The organism is Microcystis panniformis FACHB-1757 (assembly GCF_001264245.1).
Classification (GTDB): domain Bacteria; phylum Cyanobacteriota; class Cyanobacteriia; order Cyanobacteriales; family Microcystaceae; genus Microcystis; species Microcystis panniformis.
In genome coordinates, this window is record NZ_CP011339.1 from 4471909 (window position 1) to 4493568 (window position 21660).

Genomic DNA, 21660 nt, shown 5'->3' on the forward strand with positions numbered 1-21660 from the left:
GTAGCCAGTAGTCCGTAGTCAGGAGAATTAAGAATGCATAATAATCAATTAAATGGTCTATTGACAGATTTTATGCCATTTAATCCTTATTTTTGCCGTTTTTGAGCCATCAAAAATTATCTTAAACCCATAGCTTTTAGTCGATGTTCTAGAAATTGTTTTCCCTGTTTTTCCCCGTCAGCAATCAGACGCTGGATATTGGCAGGAGAGCGATCGAGTTTACTTTCATAGTTGAGACTATTGGCTAATTCCGCCGACATTTCGATCATAGGAATATGGTAATTCTGATCGGGATCTTCTGGGAAAGATTTAGGAATTTTAAATGGTTCTGTTAAGGCAATCTCCCGCAAGAATTCCTCTTTAAAGGCTCCTTTAAGAAATAATTGATTGATCAACTCAATCTGATCGAGACCTTGAAATAGGGAAACATTGCCTTCTAATTCATTGCGGCGATCAGCAATATCATCGGATTGCACGGGTATCTTGTCTCTGGAGGTGGGATTAATTTTAATTACCCAAATTTCATCGGGAATATTTTCGACTCCAACAAATTCACGGCGAATTAAAGAACGGATGGGGGGATTATCAGAAAATAGTCCATCCCAGTAGGCCATAGTTTCAATGGTGACAGCAGGAAAAATGTTGGGAACACAAGCAGAAGCTAGGATATGTTCAATTTTAACTGCTTCCTGGCGCGAGTTAAATTTACTTAATTTTCCTGTCAGGATATTACAGGCCCCAATTAATAAAATTGGGGGTTCTGGTTTAGCTCCCCAAGTGGCTAATTCCGAGAAGTCAATATGCGCTCTTAGTAACTGATCAAAGTTGGTAAAGCGACTGCGTAAACCATAGGTAGCTATAGAAAATAAGGTTTTAGTAATTGGAGAGGAAGGACTGAGATTATACTGGGGAATTAATCCTTTGCTGGCTAATTCTAGAGCTTTAATAGCTGAGTCATTAAATAGTTGTTCTTGGGGAGTTCGAGCGCTATTATCTTCCCAAAAATCAATCATTCTTTTCCAGACGACGCTATCACCTTTTTTGAGAGCATACCAGGTGAAAAAGGCACAGATAGCACCCCCAGAAGTACCACTGAGACTGACAATATTAAAGTAATCTTGCACTTTATTGTCAAATAATGCTTTCAAGGCACCGGCAGTAAAAGCAGTTTGACTACCACCTCCCTGACAAGCGATCGCGATTTTGGCTTTCATAAATATCCTTATCTCCTGAATGGCTTCTATCTAAGTCCTAAGTAGGGAGGCACAATTATTTGTAGGATGGGTTAGCGGTAGCGTAAACTATGCGGGCGTTGGGTTTCATGCTTCAACCCAACCTACGTTCATCTTATATTTAATTCCACCCACCTACTTAGGGCTTTAATTTAAGGTTAATTGAAAACTTAGAATCGGATGCAAAAATATAGAAAATTTTCTGATTTTCATAGAGCGGCTCGGGAGATGTTGCTATCACTTCTAGAAAAGAACAGGGTTTCAAGGGAATTTTCTAGGTAATTAGCTGAAGCCATCAGCCAGAACAAGGTGATAATAACTAGAACAATGGCTAATTAATCGGATAACTGATAACTGATAACTGATAACTGATAACTGATAACTGATAACTGATAACTGATAACTGATAACTGATAACTGATAACTGATAACTGATAACTGATAACTGATAACTGATAACTGATAACTGATAACTGATAACTGATAACTGATAACTGATAACTGATAACTGATAACTGATAACTGATAACTGATAGATTAAATTACCGTCCCGTCGGGAATAGTGGCATTTTTGAAAATAACCACGATGCCGCTGCGAACATAGAAACCTAAATCTTCGCGATTAGCTTCTTCCACACGATCTTTGTTAACAATTAAAACATTGGAACCAATGCGAGCATTTTTGTCCACAATTGCCCGACGAATAGTGGAACCGGGACCGATACCCACGGGAACTTTGGCATTTCCGATCAGACTTTCCCGTTCGGGGAAAGACTCATAAAAGTCGGCTCCCATCAGCATTGTATCCTCGATCGTGCAGTCTTTGCCGACTCGACTACGAATACCTAAAATCGAGTGATGGATGCGAGATTCTTTGAGAATACAACCTTCAGAAATCATCGATTCTGTCACCGTACAATTGAGCATTTTTGTCGGTGGCAGATAGCGAGAACGGGTATAGATGGGGGCTTTTTCGTCGTAGAAACTAAAGGCGGGATTGGGTTGTTGAGTCAGGGCGAGATTAGACTCATAAAAGGCTTCAATCGTGCCGATATCTTCCCAGTAACCTTTAAATAAATAAGCCTGAAGATTGTAGTCTTTAGCGGCCGAGGGAATAATTTCCTTACCGAAATCGGTCTGTTCTTTATTGGCATCGAGCAGATCGATTAAAACATTCTTTTTAAAGACATAAATTCCCATGGAAGCGATGTAGGGACTTTGACGAGCTTGGTCGGGACTTAAGCCTAAAATCGTCGTATCTACCCGCATTCTTTCCAATTCTGCCCCTTTGGGTTTCTCATAAAAATCGACAATTCGCCCCGAATCATTAATTTTCATCACCCCAAAAGCGGAGGCCCGACGTTCATCGATGGGAACCACCGATAAAGTGATATCGGCGTTAGTTTCCCGATGACGTTCGATGAACTTGCTGTAGTCCATGCGATAGAGATGATCTCCCGAGAGAATGAGATATTCATCGATATCCCAATCCTTCATCGTCCAGATATATTGTCGTACTGCGTCGGCTGTGCCTTGGAACCATTGAGGATTCTCCATGGTTTGTTGAGCCGCCAAAACTTCCACGAAACCATCACTAAAACCCGTAAAATTATAGGTACGATTGAGGTGACGATTGAGGGAAGCGGAATTAAATTGCGTCAACACATAGATTTTGTCAATCTGGGAGTTAATACAATTGCTGACGGGAATATCGATTAAGCGATATTTTCCCGCTAGGGGGACGGCAGGTTTGGCCCGCAGTTTCGTTAACGGATAAAGGCGAGTTCCAGCCCCGCCACCCAAGATAATAGCTAATACTTTTTTCACGCGCGTAACCCTCGCGATTGGCTGTTTCCTTCTCAAAGTAAGTGTAGGATGATAGCGCACCTTATTGATAGTGGGGAAACAAAAATCTAGATCTAAAAGTCATCAAGAGGGAATTGATCGGAGTCTTTGCGGATAAATTCGCTAAAATCATGAATTTTTGGGCTAAATCATTAATATTCACCTTTTTTCTCCCTTTACCGTACCTAATGCCCACGACGGTGACGGGCGATCGCTGTTCTTGGTTAGCCCAAGGTTCCGATGTACAGACTTTCGGTAAACAGGGCCAAAGCGGAAAAGCTGGCAAGGTCGGCGGCCAAGGCAAAAATAGTGACAGTTTAACCCTTTTTCTCGATGGTTCTCCCCTAAAACTCGATATTTCAGGACAAAAAGGGGTCGATGGTGAAAATGGCAGCAATGGCAGCGATGGCAACTGTAGCGGTCAACCTAGCAACGTAACACGAAATCTTCAGGCGGCCGGTGGTGGTAACGGTGGCAATGGGGGTGATGGGGGTGATGGGGGCAATGGCGGCGCTTTAACCCTCTATGCCACTAATTTAGATTTTTTAAGACAAGTAACGGTCAATGCGGCCGGAGGCGCCGGGGGTTTTGGGGGTCAAGGAGGCCAGGGGGGCAAGGGTTGTCGCTGTTCCCAACCTTTCTGGACAATTCAAACCTGCAGCGGTAGGCCGGGTGATGCCAATTATAGCTGTACCACCAGAGAATTTAGCTGTCAGGATGGTCTCGATGGGGCGACGGGTAATAGTGGTCGTAACGGTCGCGGGGGACGTTTAGGACAGTTAACTTTAATTCAAATCGATCGCCCTTTAACTGCCGATCAACCGAGCGCAACTGTTCCCCTGTCGGAGTTAAAAGAACGGGGTTATATTCTCTCTAAAAATAGTTGGGAAACTCGCACTGGGGCAGTGTCTTTATTTTCCCCCGGTTCCCTGATCGATGATCAATATCGGATTTTATTAGATCGATCGGAACGTTCTTTTATTTTAATTTGGAATGCGCCCCAAGAGTTTAACCGGTTTGCTAATCAGCGTTTTACTTTAACCCTCGATGATCAAAAGGAAATGAAGGTAACTGTCCCCAGTGAACTCTGGATCGAGGGAACCACTCAAAAACGCAATAATGTTACGGAATTTGTCGTTTACAATGCTGTTTTTGAACGAGATGTCACCCAATTAGAAGCAAAAGGTATTACAGGAAATGGTACTGATTTAAGGCTTTTTCTCGAAGATAAAGCTTCCCAATCGAATTTAATTGGCACTAAATTTAAACTGCGTTATCGCATCACCCGTTGGCAAGCAGACGACCTGCAAACCAGTCCCAGAACTGATTTTGTCACTCGCTATGAAGGAGATATGCCTGCTAATTTAGTCCGACAGGACGGCAATCAATTTATTCTGGATATCGGTCAATTACCCTTACCTGTGGAATCTTTGCGATCGGGTACTGGGGTAGAAATCGAGTTACTTGCTACTCGTTCTTTTGCTGGTTATTCCAAAGAACAAAAAATCGTCATCCGCGACACGATTAAAGGATCAAATATCCTGCGGAGATAAGTCAAAAAAGTCCCCTTCTCCTTTCTCCGGTGCAGTGTTAACCAGTAATTTAGATAGTCAACTTAAGTAGCTGGTTATAATTAAATTAAAAATAGATTTTAGGTTCGATCCCCCCTTAGTCCTAGGGTTGATTCATAGTAGGGTTGATTCATGAATCAACCCTACCCTTAGTCCCCCCTTGATAAGGGTGGTGTCTGATAATTTTTAACGCCTACCTACTTACCAAAAAGCTTTAAAATATGTTGAGAGGAAGACTGGTTATTCTCTGGGGTTCACCAGAGAATGTCCCGATCAGCGAAAAAATCAAGGGGAAAATGGGCAGTATTTTAAGTGTGGCGCCGATGATGGATTATACCGATCGCCATTTTCGCTATTTTTTGCGACAAATTAGCCGTCGTCCCCTTCTCTACACGGAAATGATCACGACGATGGCGATCAAACACGGCGATCGCTATAAGTTGCTGGGGTTCTCCCTAGCAGAAAAACCTCTAGCTTTGCAGTTAGGAGGTGATAATCCCTATCTTTTGGCAGAATGTGCCAAAATAGCCGAAGATATGGGTTATGACGAGGTAAATCTCAATGTGGGTTGTCCCAGTTCTAGGGTAAAAGAGGGCAATTTCGGCGCTTGTTTGATGGCTAACCCGGAATTAGTCGCTAGGGGAATATCGGCAATGAATCAAGCTGTATCGATTCCCGTGACTGTAAAACAGAGAATTGGCATTGATGATCAGGATAGTTACGAAAATATGGCCAATTTTGTCCGTATTGTTGCGGATGCGGGTTGTCAACGTTTTACCATCCATGCGCGGAAAGCTTGGTTACAGGGATTAAGTCCCAAGGAAAATCGCACCGTTCCCCCCCTACGTTACGATGATGTTTATCGCCTAAAAAATCAGTTTCCCCATTTGTTTATTGAAATTAATGGCGGTATCATTAATTTAGAACAGGCTAGACAACATTTACAATTAGTAGATGCAGTTATGATCGGTCGGGCAGCCTACGATAATCCCTATTTATTTGCCACAGTCGATCGAGATTTTTATGGGGAATCGGTTACTCCTCCTACCCGGGAAGAAGTAATCAAAAAAATGCTTCCCTACATCGATGAGTGGGTGAGTAAAGGTTATAAATTACACCAGATCAGCAAACATCTTTTACAGCTTTTTGCCGGTCAGCCCGGAACTAAGGCCTGGAAGCGTTATATTAGTGAAAATAGCCATTTTCCTGGGGCCGATTCCGGGGTAATCTGGCAAGCTTTACAGCAGGTAAACTCCCTAAATGATCTGGCTAGTTCCCATTGATTTATTTTCTTTTCTATGATTACCCAATCCTCAATTACTGCCGGGGTAAAAAATTCAGCTATGGCGGATTTTGTTTATCAACCTCCCCCGGCAGCTATCACAGCTAAACGTATTTTAATTAAACCTAATTTAGGTTATCCTGTGCCTCCACCGGTAACGGTTAGTCTGCCGGTATTAAGTCAAGTTTTGCGGGGATTAAGAGGGGTAAATCCAGGGGCAGAAATTATCTTATTAGAGGGTGTTTGTTCGGCTATTTCTTTAAGAGAAATTATCGATATTTTGGGTGTAAAATCTATTCTCGATCCTGGAATAAATATTCTTGATGCTGATAGTTTAACCCAGCAAGAATATCCGAATCTTTCCCCTTTTCCTGTCCGGTTTCCCTCGATGTTTGCCCCTAAAATTATCGAAGAAGTGGATTGTCGGATCACGATTGGAACCCTAAAACGCACCCATTTAAAGGATAAACCCTTGATTTCTGCTTCTTTAAAAAATCTCTATGGACTCTTTCCCCGTAGTCATTATCAGGCCCGTAGTCCCAACTCGCGGGGGCAATTACATCGCCCCTCCGTACCGCTAATTTTACAGGATGTTTATTTTTGTATCGGTCATCTTTTTGATGGGGCAGTGGTGGACGCTAATCTCAAATATTTTAGTAGTAATTGGCGACCCGATCGAGGAAAATCTATTCCCCTGGGTCAGGTGTTTTGGGGTGATGATATGATTAGCGTGGATCGCAGTGCTTGTCTGTTAGGTGATGAACCGATGCCAAGTTATTTAGATGCGATCGATTTGCTTCGTTCTCAACTTTTAAACGGAACCAATTAGGGTTAAAAAAGTTTCTTGGTGGGGTTAGGAGTCAGGAGTCGGTCGTCAGGAGTCAGGAGGGGAAGTCAGAATAACAGAATGACCTCGCGCAATCCTGTTTAAAAAATATACAGGAGAGTGGGGATCACCGGAGCGGGGTAGGGTTGATTCATGAATCAACCCTACCTGGAATCAACCCTAGGAGCGGGGGAGGGGAACAGTCCATAACTGGGTTTTTACGGAAGCGAGCGAGGTAGGGTTTGGCATTCTCCGAGATTAACCCATTGTCGAGTGAACTGCTCTTTAGGTTGCCCAAAAACCCCCCTCGGTGAGCGGTTATGCGTCTATCCAGATGCTGCCGTCTTCGATGCGAAGGGGATAAACGGGTAAAGCTTGGGGTTGAGAAACTGCCGCCATCGCTTTGTTAACCACAGGGGGCCAGGTAATCCAGTCTTTGACAGCACCGCTACAGAGATCAAAAGAACTACGATGCCAGGGACAAACGATCGCGCCGTCCTCGCTAATTTTACCTTTCGTCATCGATAATTTTAAATGGGGACAACGGTTGCCGACGGCGTGGAATTGACCGTTATTGTTAATCAAGAGAATGGAATTTTCCCCCACTTTTACCACTTGACGGGCGCCGGGGGCAAGGGAATCTACAGATAATACTTTTGTCCAACTCATATTTTTATTTAACTAAGGGAGAGATCAAGAATGGTTTCGGGGTAATTTTGGGCAATAATGTCCTGTTTAGCCCATTGTTGGTAATCTTGCAACAATTGACTCATTAAACGCTGTTTAATCCGCAATAAAACCCCTTTTAAGAGACTATTGCCAGTGATTTCTAATAACGGACGCGGGGTTAACCATAATGGTGGTGGTAGAGCGACTTTCACCTCAAGATTGGCTTTTCCCGCTAGATAGGTTTGATTATTTTTTTCCACAGGAGCGAGTTTGCCTTTAACATTGAGGCTAAAGCGATCGTTGATATAATCAATACCTTTGATCTGACAGTCTTCTGATTGCAAAAATATCGTCCCCCCAGAGGTGGCCCAGACATTGAGGATAACCGTGGGCTGAAAATAGTACAAATTCAAAAAGTTTAGGGGACGCATTTTCAGGCGAAACCGATGCTCAGACAAGTGTTCCGTTAAGCTAGTCTCAACGATAGCCTGTACTAATCTTTGCGGTTGACGCAGATAATGCTGAATCGGTATGGTTTGTTCAGCAACAACAATTTCTAGGGATTCGGCAGCGGTAAAAGTTACTTCCATACGTTGGTTATCTTAAATTTGTCTCCCTTCTTAATTTTACTTTACAAAACTTATACTTTTCGACGGTCCAGATGTAGAAATTTTACCGCTAAGAGGGGACACAAACCAGATTTTTGCCCAAAGTTGGGCTTTTTTCAGTGATCAGTGGGGGGTTTTAAGTCAAGAGTGGGGAGAAGGGAGACCACTTCGTGTGCGTTGCGGGGGTGATGGGAAGTGTCGTGAAGTGAAGTCAAAAAGACTAACAGCCTCTACAATGATAACAAGTGAGACCTCTAGGGAAAGGAAAATGATTATAATGAGGACGAGAGAGTCAATTAAAGTCTTAATTGCTGACGATCATGACCTAACTCGTTTAGGACTCAAGATTTTAATTTCCCAGCAGCAGCATTGTTAGGTGGTGGGAATTGCGGTTAATGGTCAATAGGCGATCGACTTGGCGAAAAGTTGTCAACCGGATGTAATTATTTTAGATATAGGGATGCCTGTCTTAAATGGACAGAGCGCCGCTATTCAGATCAAACAATTCTACCCTTATATTCGCATTATCGCCTATAGTTCCTTGGCAAAGCTTCCAATGGAAAAAAATAATCAAAGTACAGTCTTTGACCTATACTGCTCTAAAGATATATCTTCCCAAGATCTGATCAAAGCGATCGATGACTTGGGAAAATTAGCACAATCGGACAAATCTCAATTCCGTCGAGTCGGATAGTTAACTAAGTTTTTCTTCAGGAAAAGTTGCTTGAAACTCATCGAGTAATTCATCCAACTCCTCAAGAGCTTGATTGACATCTAATCTCAGTCCCCCAATGTCGGGTTTATCGCGCAATTGCAGTAAATAATCGCGTTTATTAGCCATTTGTTTCACTTTATCGATCAAGCTGGTTTTATCCATAATTCACCCTCTGGTACTGACTGCGATTATATCTCAGTCAGCCCCTATCAGTGAACAGTGATCGGTGAACAGTGAACAGCCAGTGATCACCAGTAAGCTGTTGACTATCTAAATTACTCGTTAAGATTGCAGGGGAGCGCCGGAGCCGCGGAGCAGGGAGAGGCAGTTTGAGCATTTGTACTAAAATTTCCAATTAAATTCAGTACAGCTTAACTGATAACTGATAACTGATAACTGATAACTGATAACTGATTTTCCTATGTTCCCTGTAGATTTTCACCGCACAGAAATAACTACCGTTGCCGATCCTATTTATCTAGAAATCTTTAAAAATCTCTATCAATTTATTGCCGAAGAAATGGGGATTACTCTCCAAAATACGGCAGCAAGTGTCAACATTAAAGAGCGCCTAGACTTCTCCTGTGCTATCTTTGATGAGGTGGGAAATTTAATCGCTAATGCTCCTCATATTCCCGTCCATTTAGGCTCGATGGCCGATAGTGTCAAAAGTTTAATTCAGGATAAAGGGGAGACGATTCGTCCGGGGAATGTTTATCTAGCTAATAATCCTTATAATGGCGGTACTCACCTGCCGGATGTCACAGTAATTAGTCCTATTTTTGACTGCCAAAATCAGGAAATATTATTTTATCTTGCCTCCCGGGGACATCAAGCTGATATCGGTGGAATTACCCCTGGTTCTATGCCTCCCCATTCTGTCCATATTAGCGAAGAAGGAATTTTATTCGATAATTTTTTGCTGGTAGCGGCGGGAAAGTTTCGGGAACAAGAATTAATTAATCACTTAACTAATAGTCCTTTTCCTGCTCGCAATATCGCCCAAAATATTGCCGATTTTCAGGCACAAATAGCCGCTAATGCCAAGGGAGAAAGAGAATTACATAATATGGTTGATCGCTACGGATTAGCTATGGTTAAAGCCTATCAACAGTTTGTTCAAGATAATGCCGAATTAGCGGTTAGAAAAGCTATATCTGTCTTAAAAGATGGTGAATTTACCTATTATCTGGATAACGGTGCTGTCATCAAGGTCAGAATTAGCATAGATATTGATAATTGTCAAGCAACCATCGATTTTACTGGCACATCTGACCAGTTAAATAATAATTTTAATGCACCCCTAGCAGTGACAAGAGCGGCGGTTTTATACGTTTTTCGTACCCTTGTGGAGGAGGCAATCCCTTTAAATGCTGGCTGTTTCAAACCCCTCCATTTAATTATCCCATCTGGCTGTTTTCTTAATCCCGTTTATCCAGCTGCCGTAGTAGCGGGAAATGTGGAAACTTCCCAGGCAATAGTTAATACTTTATACGGTGCTTTAGGCATTCAAGCAGCCAGCCAAGGGACGATGAATAATTTCACTTTTGGTAATCAAGAATATCAATATTATGAGACTATTTGCGGCGGTTCTGGTGCGGGGGCAAATTTTGCGGGAACTGCTGCCGTACAAACCCAAATGACTAATTCCCGTCTCACTGATCCGGAAGTATTAGAAATGCGCTATCCTGTGTTAGTAGAAAGTTTTAGCATTCGCCCCGATAGTGGCGGCAAGGGACAATATTCTGGAGGTGATGGTGTGATTAGAAGAATGAAATTTCAAGAGGCTATGACTGCTAATATTCTGTCGGGTAATCGCCTGATTCCCCCCTTTGGACTAGCGGGAGGAAAAGCCGGTAAAATAGGACGTAATGCCGTGGAAAGAAACGATGGAACTATCGAAGAATTGCCCGGTACTGCGACTGTAGAAGTGAACCCCGGTGATATTTTTATTATTGAAACTCCCGGCGGTGGTGGCTATGGAAATTGTTGAACGATAACTTTAATTTTAATTAAGTACCTAAGCAAAATTAAGTAAGTGGTTATAATTAAATTAAAGATGGATCCCCCCTTAATCCCCCCTTAATAAGGGGGGTGTCTGACGATTTACTGATTAATTTATGACAATTATCTTAGCGATCGAAACCAGTTGCGATGAAACGGCTGTGGCTATTGTTAACAATAACCTGGTGTTGAGTAGTGTGGTTTCTTCTCAAATTGATCTCCATCGTCTCTATGGCGGTGTTGTGCCGGAAATGGCCTCGCGACAACACCTAGAAACCATTAATTTTTGTCTAGAAAAAGCTTGGCAAGAAACGGGTTTAACTTGGTCAGAAATTGATGGAATAGCCGCCACAGTTGCCCCCGGTTTAGTAGGTGCTTTAATGGTGGGAATGACGGCAGCCAAAACCCTCGCTATTGTCCACGATAAACCCTTTATCGGCATTCATCATCTCGAAGGTCATATCTATGCTTCCTATCTCGCTGAATCTGATCTTAAACCTCCTTTTTTATCTCTTTTAGTCTCTGGGGGTCATACCAGTTTAATCCATGTGCAGGCCTGCGGCAAATATCAACAATTAGGAACCACTAGAGATGATGCAGCCGGAGAAGCTTTTGATAAAGTGGCACGATTATTAAACTTAAGTTATCCCGGTGGTCCGATAATCGATCGCATGGCTAAAGATGGTAATCCCCAAGCTTTTCCCTTACCTGAAGGTAAAATATCTTTACCAACCGGCGGTTTTCATGCCTACGATTCCAGTTTTAGTGGTTTAAAAACGGCTGTTTTGCGCTTAGTAGAGAAATTCGAGCCAGATAATTTACCTGTAGCTGATATAGCCGCTAGTTTTCAAGATACGGTAGCCAGAAGTTTAACCCGTCGGACAATCAATTGTGCCTTAGATTATGGCTTAAAAACTATCGCGATCGGGGGAGGAGTGGCTGCTAATAGTGCCTTAAGAAATCATCTGCAAACTGCCGCCAAAAATCATCATTTAACCGTCTATTTTCCGCCGCTTAAACTCTGTACCGATAACGCCGCTATGATTGCTCGCGCTGCCGTTGATCATTATGATCTTGGTCATTTTTCTGACCTTTCCCTCGGTGTTCGTTCCCGTTTACCTTTAAGCGAAGTTATGCAATTATATAATACGTCAGATTTTTAGCTATCAGCCTTGAATCAGTGATCAGTGATCAGTTATCAGTTATCAGATATGAGTTTTCAGTTCACTGTTTACTGTTGACCGATCACTGAAAAAAGCTCCCCACTCTCCTATACCTTTTAAACAGGATTTAGTCTGACCTATAGTGGCACAAGTCCACCCTACAATTGATCAAATGTTTGGCTTTTTAAATCTCAATAAACCCCCCGATTGGACTTCTCACGATTGCGTGGCCAAAGTCCGCAAAATTCTGAAGACAAAACGAGTCGGCCATGGCGGAACTTTAGATCCTATGGCTACGGGAGTTTTACCGATCGCCGTCGGTGCTGCCACCCGATTACTGCCCTATTTACCCGAAAATAAGGCTTATCGGGCAAAAATCCAGTTAGGACTCAGCACCGATACCGATGATATTACGGGAAAAGCGATCGCCACTTGTCCCTGTGGCGATTTAACTTTAGAGGCAGTTAAGCCCCATTTAGCGGAATTTATCGGCAATATTGCCCAGATTCCGCCGATGTATAGTGCTATTCACAAGGATGGTCGCCGTCTCTACGAATTGGCGCGCAAAGGGGAAATAATCGCAGTGGAGCCTCGTCAGGTCAAAATTGACCAAATTACGGTTTTAGGCTGGTTAGAGGGCGAATTTCCGCAAATAGAGCTAGATATTCACTGTGGATCGGGGACTTATATTCGTTCCCTGGCCAGAGATTTGGGGAAGGTGTTAGCTGTCGGTGGCACTTTAGCCAGTTTAACTCGCACGGAAAGCTGTGGTTTTCAATTAGCTGATAGTATTAATCTGGAAGCTTTAATGGCTAATTCCGAGGGTTTAATTTCGCCTCGCATTGCCTTGGCACATCTAGACTGGATTTCTTTGACATCAGAGAGAGTTATCGATTGGTTTCACGGCAGAAAAATTAATCTCACCGATACAAATGTTATGAGCGGTTCTCTGGTTGCTGTGGAGTCTTTAGAAGCTCAATTTCTCGGCATTGGTGAGATAGTTAGCAGAGAAGATGAATACTACCTACAGCCTAAAATAGTTATTCAGCAATAGGGTTAATAATCAAAACTTTTTCTATATCTTAATTATGTTTATCTGGACAAACTAAGCTTTTTTATCAACAGTGATCCTCTTGCATAATTAATTTTTCAGGGTTCAAAAACGGCAAAAATAATGGTTAAATTGCCTAACATCTGTAAAGAGACCATTTAATTGATTATGATTGATTCTTAATTCTCCTGACTACTGACTACTGACTACTGACTCCTAACCCTAACAACAATTTTTGATTTTTACAAGAGGTCTAGTATAAACCCACTGATTATGATTTTTTCTGGCCACGATTTTTTTAGAAGCAACCAAAGATTTTAGACAAAGATTGAGCATAGAAACGGGACGATTTAAGCGTTGGCTCAATTCTTGAACTGTGATTCCTTGAGGATAAACTTGCATAAGTTCAAAAATTTGTGCGCTGGTATTTAATCCTTTTGTGGGACTAATAATCTTGATAGCCAAGGCTAGTAATCGGGAGAAACGACAGGCCATTAGACCCTTGTTTGTCGCTGCTTTGTTCCGATCGATCTAGCCTTTTTTTCGAGAAGTTATCAGGGTTTCAAGTGCTAATAAAACCCTGACGTAAATCGAGATTAATTTGTTCCCATAATCTCTTGAATAGCAGATAAAAGGCGATCAATCTCCCCATCGGTTCCGATAGAAATCCGCACATAATTCTGAATGCGAGGATGTTTAAAGTATCGCACTAATATCTGACGCTCTTTGAGTTGATTATATAACTCACTGGCACTAATGTGCGGGGGAGAAGCGAGGATAAAATTAGCTTCCGAGTCAAAAACAATAAATCCCAACTCGCGCAGAGAAGTAATTAAACGGCTGCGGGTTTGACGGACTTTTTGCCAAACTTGCTCAAAATAATTATGGTGTTTTAAAGCTGCTGTGGCTAAAGTTTGAGCAATGCGATCTAAATTATAGGAATCACGCACCTTATCCATCTGTTCGATAATTGCCCTCGAAGCAAAACCGAAACCGACTCTTAACCCCGCTAAACTATAACTTTTCGACATGGTGCGACTAATGATGACATTATCGTAACGGGAGAGAAAATCGAGATGATTGTCATCACTAAAATCCACATAAGCTTCATCAATTAATACCAATCCTGACGCATTAGCACAGGTTGCTTCTAAATAGTCGCGCTCAAGATGTTTACCGAGGGGAGGATTAGGAGAAGCGAGAAAAATTAATTTCGCTTCCGGACAAATAATCGGTCCTGCTAATTCAAATTGATCATTAGTGGGAAATTCGATAATATTTGCCCCGTGTACCCGGGCAATTGTCTCGTAAAGGGAATAGGTTAAATCCAAAAAAGCGACACTTTCGCCAGGGTTAACAAAAGTTCGCAGGGCGATATTAAGTATATCATCGGAGCCATTACCGGCGATTATCTGATCGGCTGTTATGCCGTATAATTCCGCCGCCGTTTGCCGTAACTCTTTGGAGATAGGATCGGGATAGAGTCGGACTTTCTCTAATTGCTCTTGCAAGGGGGCAAAAATTTCCGCCGGTGGGGGATAGGGATTCTCATTGGTGTTAAGTTTGGTAAATCCCGCGCTTTGGGGCTGTTCTCCCGGAGTGTAAGCGGGGGTTTGACGAACACAATCGCGTGTAGGTAGCATGGACTCTCTGGGGCGGCAATTTCTAGCAAGCTTTCTATTGTAACAAATCCTCGCCGATGATCGGGGGTTGAATCGATGTCAACCCCTACCGGTAAAACTAATTAAGGTTCTACCCAACGGCCATCGGCTTTAATTAAATTAATCAACTCGCTTACACCTTCACTTTCGGGGACGCGTTTAATTTCCTCGCGACCGCGATAAAGGGCAATATAACCGGCCTGTTTCCCCACATAACCATAGTCTGCGTCGGCCATTTCTCCCGGTCCATTGACAATACAACCCATAACGGCGATATCGAGTCCGGTGAGGTGTTGAGTCGCTGCCCGCACTTGCTGCAGAACATCTTCTAAATTAAAAAGAGTGCGACCACAGGAAGGACAGGCGACGTATTCGACCATGGTTTTCCGCAGTCCCAGGGCCTGGAGAATGCTGTAACAGACGGGAATTTCCTTTTCGGGAGCTTCCGTCAGAGAAACGCGAATCGTATCACCGATACCGTCCGCTAAGAGAGTGGCAATCCCGGCAGTGGATTTAATTCGTCCGTATTCCCCATCTCCTGCCTCAGTAACCCCCAAATGTAGGGGATAATCCATACCTAACTCGTCCATGCGCTTAACCATGAGACGATAGGTGGCTACCATAACTGGCACCCTGGAAGCTTTCAGGGAAACCACCAGATTGCGAAAATCGAGGGATTCGCAGATGCGGATAAATTCTAAAGCCGACTGTACCATTCCTTCGGGGGTGTCACCGTAGGTAAAGAGCATTCTTTCGGCCAGAGAACCGTGGTTAACGCCGATTCGCATCGCTTTATCTTGATCTCGCAGGGAAACTACTAAAGGTTTCAGGGTTTCGGCGATTTTTTCGCCAATTTCATCAAATTCTGCCTGACTGTACTCGCTGCGGTCGGCTTTCGGTTTCTCGAAAACGTACAAACCGGGGTTAATCCGCACTTTATCGACGTGCTTGGCCACTTCTAGAGCGATTTTCATGCCGTTGTGATGTACATCGGCTACTAACGGCACAGGTTGATAGGTGGCGAGCAGTTTTTCCCTAATTTTAGCTAAAGCGGTGGCGTGGGACAGACTCGGCACGGTGACGCGGACAATTTCACAGCCGATTTCATGGAGGCGACGGATACCGGCCACGGAACCATCTATATCAAGGGTATCCTCGTTAATCATCGACTGCACGACCACGGGATGACCACCACCGATGGTAACGCTACCTACCCGGACGGGACGGGTTTTGCGTCGGTGAATCGTGGTGTCGAATTCGGAGGCAGTTGCGGGGGGTTTGAGCGTCGATTCCAAGGTTTGCATAGGACTATCACCAACAATCACTCTCCCTATTCTCTCAAAGAACAGGAACGGATTCTAAGTAGGGAGGCACAATTATTTGTCGGATGGGTTAGGGGTAGCGTAACAGGAGCGGACGTTGGGTTTCATGCTTCAACCCAACCTACGTTCATCTCAAAGAACAGGAACAGATTCTAGCCACTCTAATAAAATTGGGTTAAAACGGTCAGGACATTCATCCTGTAAACAATGACCGGCCCGTTCAAATTCTACATATTTAATCCTAGGATTAAGGGAGACAAAACCCTGGGCTAACTGGACGGGAACCATCCGATCTTGTTTGCCCCAACACAATAAAATCGGGATTTCTAAGCGTGGTAAAATTAACTTTGCCGGTGGACAATATTCGGGATGATTGACAGCTTGTGCTAGGGAAATAAAGGCCTCCGCTGCCCCCTCATCTAGGGTTGGGGCGGCGATAATTTGCACTAATTCGTCGCTAACGGCTTTCTTGTCTTCGTAGGCGATTCCTGTCCATTTTTTTAAGACTTGCGGACGACGCAGATAGTAAAATATCGGTTTTAATAGCCAAGGAGAAGTGAAAAAGTTTTCGATGGGAGTGACGATATTTAATAACCAATCGGCGATCATTTCCCGCCGACGGCTGACATCGGGTAAACTGAGCATAACTAATCCGGCTACCATTTCTGGATATTTACCCCCTAGGGCCATACTAACTAAAGAACCGATCGAATTTCCCACTAATACCACCGGTCTATTGATAAAAGTTTGCCAGAAATCGTGTATTTGTTCCACCCAGAAATTAACGGTATAGGGAACCTGCACTTTACGCGAACCACCAAAACCTAATAAATCTACTGCGTAAACTCGATGATTTTGGCTGAGAATAGGAATATTATGGCGCCAATGTTCGATCGCTGCTCCAAATCCGTGCAGTAAAATTAAAGGGGGATTATCGGCATCTTGGGGGTTTTTTGCCGGCATAAAACTATAACGAATTTGCCAACCGCGCCACACCCAATCCCGTTGATAACCGATGCGTTCTGTCCAAGCTGGTGAAGTTGTCACTTAAGTCAAACAATTAAGAGGGTTTCAGGAAATATTACTCTAGTTTTATTATACGGGTTTCCCCGTCCCTAACCCGCGGCTGAATAAGATTTTTGTACTACTTTTTCCAAATATATTTAAACCTAGGGTTGATCTAGCCTATGCTAAAAAGAGGGGGACTAAAATCGCTCCTAGACTTTAATTGCAAATTTAGGATACTGCACAGATGGGCAATCTATTTGATGATGTCAGTCGCTTTCTTGAAACCCAACTGGAAGAATTTCTCAGAAGTCATCCCCAATTAGAATTACAGGCGCTGGTGGAACAACTGCGCGAACAGGAGCGCGATACTGCTAAACTGATTACCGCCCTAGAAAATGAGCGTCAACGTCTCGAACAGCAAATTTTGGCCACTGCCCAAGATATCCAAACTTGGCACGCTAGAATTGATAAGGCTAAGGCTGCTGGACGGCAGGACTTGGTTAAGGCTGCTAGTGAACGCGAGGCAGCCCTCTTCCGTCAGGGTAATCAACTTTGGGGACGGATGGAAGGGGTGAAAAAACGTCTGACTCAATCCCAAGAGTTACTGCAACAAGTCCAACAACGTCGTCAAGAAGTGCAAATTAAAGCCGAAAAAGCCCCTAAAAATCAGTCCCGTGACTGGGAAACCACTTTTTGGGATCAACCCCAAGAATCGGACTATCAGCACTCGAACTACGATCATCTCGATCTAAAATTTAAAGAATGGGAAATGGAAGAAGAATTGAAAAAATTAAAGCGAGAAATGGGACGATAACTTTTCAGTGAACAGTGAACAGTAAACAGTAAACTGATAAGTAGGGAGGCACAATTATTTGTAGGATGGGTTAGCGGTAGCGTAACATGGGCAGGCGTTGGGTTTCATGCTTCAACCCAACCTACGTCTATCTTATATTTAATTCCACCCACCCACTTAACTCACATCTGATAACTGATAACTGATAACTGATAACTGAAATCCCCAAAACCTAAAAATTTCCCAGAATTGTTCCTCTTAGAAAACGATGGCATCTCAAGCACAAAATCCTGAAAATCAACCCTCCTCTACTCTCGAAGAAATCCGGGCTGCTCGTTTACAAAAAGTGGCAGGATTGCAAAAAGCTGGCTTAAATCCCTTCGCTTACCATTGGAAATCTACCGCTCATGCTCAACAATTACAAGAGCAGTACGCTGACTTAGCACCGGGAGAAGAAATTAGCACAGAAGTAGCCATTGCTGGTCGGATTATTGCCCGAAGAATTATGGGTAAACTAGCCTTTTTTAACCTGCAAGATGAAACGGGAACGATTCAATTATACCTCGATAAAAAACGCATTAGTGAAACTATGGCCGCCGTGCCGAATGCCTTTAACACGGTGATTAAACTAACCGATACAGGCGATATTTTAGGGGCAAAAGGGACGATTAAACGCACAGAACGCGGCGAATTATCTATCTATGTAAACCAGTACGAAATTCTCACTAAATCCCTCTTACCTCTCCCAGATAAATGGCACGGTTTAACCGATGTAGAAAAGCGTTATCGACAAAGATATGTGGATTTAATTGTTAATCCCGAAGTGCGACAAACTTTTCGCCGTCGCGCCCAAATTACTGCTTCTATTCGGAGATATTTAGACCAAGAAGGTTTTATTGAAATTGAAACTCCCGTGCTACAAAGTGAAGCTGGAGGAGCCGATGCTAGACCGTTTATCACCTATCATAATACGCTGGAGATGGAGTTATATCTCCGCATTGCCACCGAATTACATCTAAAAAGATTAATAGTCGGTGGTTTTGAAAAAGTCTTTGAGTTAGGCCGAATTTTTCGTAATGAAGGGGTTTCTACTAAACATAACCCCGAGTTTACTTCCATCGAAATCTATCAGGCCTATGCCGATTATTATGACATGATGGAGTTAACCGAAAACATTATTGTTAATGCTGCACAAGATGTTTTAGGTACGCTGAAAATCACCTATCAAGACAGGGAAATTAACCTAACTCCCCCTTGGCGACGAGTGACTATGCACGAATTAGTCCAAGAAATAACCGGGGTTGACTTGAATAGTTTTGAGGATTTCGAGTCGGCTCGTATTGCCGCAGAAAATGCCGGCATTGGCGTTCCAGAGGACTGTAAAACCATTGGTAAGCTCTTAAATGAAGCTTTTGAACAAAAAGTCGAAGAAACGCTAATACAGCCCACTTTTGTGCTAGATTTTCCCGTGGAAATTTCCCCTTTAGCTAAACCCCATCGCTCAAAAACTGACCTCGTGGAAAGATTTGAATTATATGTGGTTGGACGGGAATTAGCTAATAGTTTTTCTGAGTTAACCGATCCCATCGATCAACGGCAAAGATTGGAAGCACAGGCACTCAAAAAAGCGGCTGGAGATTTGGAAGCGCAGGGAGTTGATGAGGACTTTTTAACCGCTTTAGAATACGGAATGCCCCCCACGGGAGGCTTAGGAATTGGCATCGATCGCCTGATCATGTTATTAACCGATTCTGCCAGTATTCGCGATGTGATTGCTTTCCCCTTATTAAAAAGTCAAAGTACAGCGATTAAATCTTTTGACTACGATGAGGAAAAAAAAATTCTGAAAGTGGAATTTAATCACGGTGGTATCTATCTTTATCATGATCTACCTTTGGCAGTATATAAAGATTTTCAGTCCGCACCATCGAAAGGACAGTTTTTTGTCGGACAGATTCGCGATAAATACAGTTTTGACAAGGAATTGTAAAAGTTAGGGCCACTTCAGTTATCAGTTATCAGTTATCAGTTATCAGTCATAATTCATAATTCATAAGTAGGTAGGCGTTAAAAATTATCAGATGCCCCCTTATTAAGGGGGGATTAAGGGAGGATCCCCCCGCCTATCGGCACCCCCCTTATCAAGGGGGGCAGGGGGGATCGAACCTAAAATCCATTTTTAATTTAATTATAACCAGGTACTTAATTCATAATTCATAATTCATAATTCATGATCCCTTTTTACCTTTTACTTCCTGCCAAGTGTTACCGACTCCCTGTAAAACCCCGCGAACTACTAAACCAATACCGCGACCGATAACTTGGATAAGAATATAGACTACTCCCTTACCCACCACCCGAAAAAAAGCGCGTAAACGAGGAGATAAAGAGTCTCTTAATTCTAAGGCGATCGAAACTAACCAGGGTATGCCTGTTAAACTATTTAATTCTTCCTGTCGAGGGGAATAAATGGCTAGAGATTGGATTTCTCCCTCGCTATAGTGAAATAATTGATATTGACTTTCAAAGATATCTTTGGGGTCTTGCCAGTATTGTTGCCGTCGGTATTTCCAAGATAATTCATTGCGGATTTTAGCTAATTTTCTGGCGATGAGAAATTCTGAACGGTAAAGTTTTTGTTTGATTCTTTCCGATTCCGAGAAGTTATTGAGAATAATTACTGTCACTGCATTGGCAAGATTATGAATGAGATTTTGCAGCAGAATTTCGGCTCTGGCGATGGTTTCAGGAGCATTAGCTCGGTATCCTACTCCGTCAATAGTTAAACTATTTTCGTACACTAAATAGGAAAATAAGTCAAGAGTAAAAGGAATTTTATTGAGGATTTCTGTTTGAATTGCCTCTCTTTCTTCCAGAATAATTTCGTTAAGTCTGCTTTTACTAATTTCGTCAGAAACCGAGCCATTAATTTCTAAAAATTTACGGGTAACTTTCTCCCAGATATCATAAATAATCAGATTTAAGCGACTGGTTAATTCCCCACTGCTAACCTGTAAATATCTCATTTCATCGACATTTTTCCGAATTTCATCGAGAACTAAATACAATAATTCCCGTTGCCGATTATCCTGTAAAACATCAATTTCAAAACTAATCTTTGTTCTATTAATTAAAGGCGATCGAATGACCGCTAAAGTGGACTCAAAAACCGCCGAAACACAGAGGGGACGCTCGCGGCTTAAAATTGGTAATTCCCGATCGATATTGTTAATTATTACCGGGGGTGTGACTGAAGCTGAATTGTAAGAGCTACCCTCCAGGGGAATTAGTTTTCTGACTAGCCATAGGGCTGCTAAAAGTTCTCGTTTTCTTCCCTGCCAATAAAAGCGATCAAAGCCGGATAAAGACTGTTGATTGAGATGGAGATCAATTAAATGTAATTCACTTTCGATGCGATTTAATCCCGTTTTGCCAGCACTGATTAACCAATGGCTAGGGGCTAAACTTGGACGGGTAGCAATGGTGAGAGGGGAAGGGACAACATCGTGAGATTCATCCCGGTAAATTTGCCCTAAAATAGTGATAAATTGCTCTAGGTTTGTGCCTTTGGGAATATAACCGGCGATGCCTAATTCTCTGGCGATTAGTTGCTGTCTGGAATCGAGAGGAAAGGTTAATAAAACAATTTTACTTTCGGGATAGCGAGAGTGGAGAATTTCACAGTAAGACCAATCAAAGAGAGGATCGATAATAATAATTTCGGGGGAGGGATTCAGAGTCAAAGCGAAAATTGTTTCTAAATCCCCTTCGGTGACGATACTAATATTTTCTATCTGCGACAAAGCCTGCACCAGACCCAAGCGGAAAATCGGGTCATTATCGATGATAATTAGGGTGAGAGGGCGATCGATCACAAGAGTGGCAGCCTGTCAACGGATACTATTCACAG

Annotated in this window: 19 protein-coding genes; 9 read left to right on the plus strand and 10 right to left on the minus strand. The window is 42.8% G+C overall.

Going from position 1 to position 21660, the window contains the following annotated elements:
* Positions 1-116 precede the first annotated feature (116 nt).
* Both VL20_RS21360 and VL20_RS21365 read right to left on the minus strand, forming a co-directional pair.
* Entirely contained in the window at positions 117-1214 is a 1098-nt protein-coding gene (locus VL20_RS21360) for a patatin-like phospholipase family protein (protein ID WP_052277711.1), read from the minus strand.
* Between the two features lie 555 nt (positions 1215-1769).
* Positions 1770-3059 (minus strand): glucose-1-phosphate adenylyltransferase, encoded by a 1290-nt coding sequence (locus VL20_RS21365; protein WP_052277712.1) that lies wholly within the window; start codon positions 3057-3059, stop codon positions 1770-1772.
* 206 nt (positions 3060-3265) lie between these two features.
* Between VL20_RS21365 and VL20_RS21370 the strand changes: the two genes are divergently transcribed.
* The 3 genes from VL20_RS21370 to VL20_RS21380 all read left to right on the plus strand — a co-directional run bounded on the left by VL20_RS21370 (position 3266) and on the right by VL20_RS21380 (position 6759).
* On the plus strand, positions 3266-4630 hold the full coding sequence (locus VL20_RS21370) for a hypothetical protein (protein ID WP_052278539.1): 1365 nt from the start codon (positions 3266-3268) through the stop codon (positions 4628-4630).
* 314 nt (positions 4631-4944) lie between these two features.
* Entirely contained in the window at positions 4945-5931 is a 987-nt protein-coding gene (gene dusA, locus VL20_RS21375) for a tRNA dihydrouridine(20/20a) synthase DusA (RefSeq protein WP_052278540.1), read from the plus strand.
* Positions 5932-5946: 15 nt separating this feature from the next.
* Complete coding sequence (locus VL20_RS21380) at positions 5947-6759, plus strand: DUF362 domain-containing protein (protein ID WP_052277713.1); 813 nt, start codon at positions 5947-5949, stop codon at positions 6757-6759.
* Between the two features lie 315 nt (positions 6760-7074).
* Here VL20_RS21380 and VL20_RS21385 read toward each other — a convergent pair whose 3' ends face one another.
* Positions 7075-7425: a Rieske (2Fe-2S) protein gene (locus tag VL20_RS21385; RefSeq protein WP_052277714.1), complete on the minus strand. Its 351-nt coding sequence runs from the start codon at positions 7423-7425 to the stop codon at positions 7075-7077.
* Between the two features lie 8 nt (positions 7426-7433).
* On the minus strand, positions 7434-8015 hold the full coding sequence (locus VL20_RS21390) for a DUF1997 domain-containing protein (protein ID WP_052277715.1): 582 nt from the start codon (positions 8013-8015) through the stop codon (positions 7434-7436).
* Positions 8016-8448: 433 nt separating this feature from the next.
* Between VL20_RS21390 and VL20_RS21395 the strand changes: the two genes are divergently transcribed.
* On the plus strand, positions 8449-8727 hold the full coding sequence (locus VL20_RS21395; protein ID WP_052277716.1) for a response regulator: 279 nt from the start codon (positions 8449-8451) through the stop codon (positions 8725-8727).
* Here VL20_RS21395 and VL20_RS21400 read toward each other — a convergent pair whose 3' ends face one another.
* A complete protein-coding gene (locus VL20_RS21400; RefSeq protein ID WP_002734024.1) occupies positions 8728-8910 on the minus strand; it encodes a hypothetical protein in 183 nt (60 codons plus the stop codon). It abuts the gene before it with no gap.
* 259 nt (positions 8911-9169) lie between these two features.
* On the opposite strand from VL20_RS21400, the gene VL20_RS21405 reads away from it, so the two are divergent.
* The 3 genes from VL20_RS21405 (at position 9170) to truB (ending at position 12969) form a co-directional block, all read left to right on the plus strand.
* Complete coding sequence (locus VL20_RS21405; protein ID WP_052277717.1) at positions 9170-10741, plus strand: hydantoinase B/oxoprolinase family protein; 1572 nt, start codon at positions 9170-9172, stop codon at positions 10739-10741.
* Between the two features lie 127 nt (positions 10742-10868).
* On the plus strand, positions 10869-11915 hold the full coding sequence (gene tsaD / locus VL20_RS21410; RefSeq protein WP_052277718.1) for a tRNA (adenosine(37)-N6)-threonylcarbamoyltransferase complex transferase subunit TsaD: 1047 nt from the start codon (positions 10869-10871) through the stop codon (positions 11913-11915).
* A 172-nt stretch (positions 11916-12087) separates the two neighbouring features.
* Positions 12088-12969 (plus strand): tRNA pseudouridine(55) synthase TruB, encoded by an 882-nt coding sequence (gene truB / locus VL20_RS21415; protein WP_052277719.1) that lies wholly within the window; start codon positions 12088-12090, stop codon positions 12967-12969.
* Positions 12970-13188: 219 nt separating this feature from the next.
* Here truB and VL20_RS21420 read toward each other — a convergent pair whose 3' ends face one another.
* The 4 genes from VL20_RS21420 to VL20_RS21435 all read right to left on the minus strand — a co-directional run bounded on the left by VL20_RS21420 (position 13189) and on the right by VL20_RS21435 (position 16996).
* A complete protein-coding gene (locus tag VL20_RS21420) occupies positions 13189-13461 on the minus strand; it encodes a hypothetical protein (RefSeq protein WP_002763859.1) in 273 nt (90 codons plus the stop codon).
* Between the two features lie 101 nt (positions 13462-13562).
* On the minus strand, positions 13563-14609 hold the full coding sequence (hisC, locus tag VL20_RS21425; protein WP_052277720.1) for a histidinol-phosphate transaminase: 1047 nt from the start codon (positions 14607-14609) through the stop codon (positions 13563-13565).
* Positions 14610-14710: 101 nt separating this feature from the next.
* Positions 14711-15931 carry a (E)-4-hydroxy-3-methylbut-2-enyl-diphosphate synthase gene (ispG, locus tag VL20_RS21430; RefSeq protein ID WP_052277721.1) on the minus strand — a complete coding sequence of 407 codons (1221 nt, stop codon included), beginning with the start codon at positions 15929-15931 and terminating at the stop codon, positions 14711-14713.
* Positions 15932-16081: 150 nt separating this feature from the next.
* On the minus strand, positions 16082-16996 hold the full coding sequence (locus VL20_RS21435; RefSeq protein ID WP_052277722.1) for an alpha/beta fold hydrolase: 915 nt from the start codon (positions 16994-16996) through the stop codon (positions 16082-16084).
* Between the two features lie 205 nt (positions 16997-17201).
* Here VL20_RS21435 and VL20_RS21440 point away from each other — a divergent pair, with 205 nt between their 5' ends.
* Both VL20_RS21440 and lysS read left to right on the plus strand, forming a co-directional pair.
* Positions 17202-17771, plus strand: a complete 570-nt coding sequence (locus tag VL20_RS21440; protein ID WP_052277723.1) for a TIGR04376 family protein — start codon at positions 17202-17204, stop codon at positions 17769-17771.
* A gap of 247 nt (positions 17772-18018) precedes the next feature.
* The gene (gene lysS, locus VL20_RS21445; RefSeq protein ID WP_052277724.1) at positions 18019-19740 is read left to right on the plus strand and encodes a lysine--tRNA ligase; all 1722 of its coding nucleotides are present in this window, start codon (positions 18019-18021) and stop codon (positions 19738-19740) included.
* Positions 19741-19978: 238 nt separating this feature from the next.
* On the opposite strand, the gene VL20_RS21450 is transcribed toward lysS, so the two are convergent.
* Positions 19979-21625, minus strand: coding sequence for a DUF3685 domain-containing protein (locus VL20_RS21450; RefSeq protein ID WP_052277725.1), 1647 nt, complete (start codon positions 21623-21625; stop codon positions 19979-19981).
* Between the last annotated feature and the right edge of the window lie 35 nt (positions 21626-21660).